General features: G+C 70.2%; 2 protein-coding genes and 1 pseudogene. 1 reads left to right on the plus strand and 2 read right to left on the minus strand.

Annotated features, from left to right (window positions below):
- Positions 1-93: pseudogene (locus IE237_RS40340) on the plus strand (ATP-binding protein); the annotation flags it as partial.
- Positions 94-289: 196 nt separating this feature from the next.
- On the opposite strand, the gene IE237_RS40345 reads toward IE237_RS40340, so the two are convergent.
- On the minus strand, positions 290-484 hold the full coding sequence (locus IE237_RS40345) for an acyl-CoA carboxylase subunit epsilon (protein ID WP_189807201.1): 195 nt from the start codon (positions 482-484) through the stop codon (positions 290-292).
- A 14-nt stretch (positions 485-498) separates the two neighbouring features.
- The coding region (locus IE237_RS40350; RefSeq protein ID WP_308433170.1) for an acyl-CoA carboxylase subunit beta at positions 499-1,340 on the minus strand (842 nt) is incomplete at its 5' end.

The raw sequence follows: 1,340 nt of genomic DNA on the forward strand, positions 1-1,340 counted from the left end.
CCCATCATCACCACCGACGCCCGCCACCGCGCCGACGCCAAGAGCGCGCTCATCACGCTGGTCGAGCACGCCCTCATGGCACGCCTGCGGTAGTCCCGACGGACGCACGGCGAAGGGCCCCGTACCGACATCGGTGCGGGGCCCTTCGCCGTGGGCACCAGGGACGGACGCGCCCGCACGGGCCGCCGTTCCGTTCTGCCCACCCGTTCCGCCCTGCGGAACGATTGCCCCCCCAACATGCTGAAGGCCCCGCACCGGCATGGTGCGGGGCCTACGTACAGCGGTGGCGTCAGCGCCAGCTGTGCGGCGCGCGGAAGCCGTGCTCGCGCTCCAGGCGGCGCCAGCCGGCCGCGGTGCGGCCGTGCGAGGCGGTCTCGGTGGGCTGGGCGGCCGCACGGGCGAGCAGCACCGCGGTGATGGCGGCGAGCTCCTCGGGGTCGGCGGTGCCCTTCTCGACGCGGAGAAGGTTGGCAGGGCTGGTCACGTGGATGACTCCTCTTACTGAGGCGGGTTGCCGTGCTTGCGGGACGGCAGGTCGGCGTGCTTGGTGCGGAGCATCGCGAGGGACCTGATGAGCACCTGGCGGGTGTCGGCGGGGTCGATGACGTCGTCGACCAGGCCTCGCTCCGCCGCGTAGTACGGGTGCATCAGCTCGGCCTTGTACTCCTTGACCATGCGGGCCCGCATGGCCTCGGGGTCCTCGGCCTCCGCGATCTGCTTGCGGAAGATGACGTTGGCGGCGCCTTCGGCGCCCATGACCGCGATTTCGTTGGTGGGCCAGGCGTACGTCAGGTCGGCGCCGATGGACTGGGAGTCCATCACGATGTAGGCGCCGCCGTAGGCCTTGCGCAGGATCAGGGAGATCCGGGGCACGGTCGCGTTGCAGTACGCGTACAGCAGCTTCGCGCCGTGCCTGATGATTCCACCGTGCTCCTGATCGACGCCGGGCAGGAAGCCGGGTACGTCCAGAAGGGTGATGATCGGAATGTTGAAGGCGTCGCACATCTGCACGAAGCGCGCCGACTTCTCGGAGGCCTCGATGTCGAGGACGCCGGCGAGCGACTGGGGCTGGTTGGCGACGATGCCGACGACCTGGCCGTCGAGCCGGGCCAGGGCGCAGATGATGTTGCGGGCCCAGCGCTCGTGGATCTCCAGGTAGTCGCCGTCGTCGACGAGCTCCTCGATGACCTTGTGCATGTCGTACGGGCGGTTGCCGTCGGCGGGCACGAGGTCGAGGAGGACGTCGGAGCGGCGGTCGGCCGGGTCCTCGGAGGCCACGGTGGGCGGGTTCTCGCGGTTGTTCTGCGGGAGCATCGACAGGAGGTAGCGGACCTCGGCGA

Origin of the sequence: Streptomyces tanashiensis, from assembly GCF_014648895.1 — a bacterium.
Classification (GTDB): Bacteria; Actinomycetota; Actinomycetes; order Streptomycetales; family Streptomycetaceae; genus Streptomyces; species Streptomyces tanashiensis.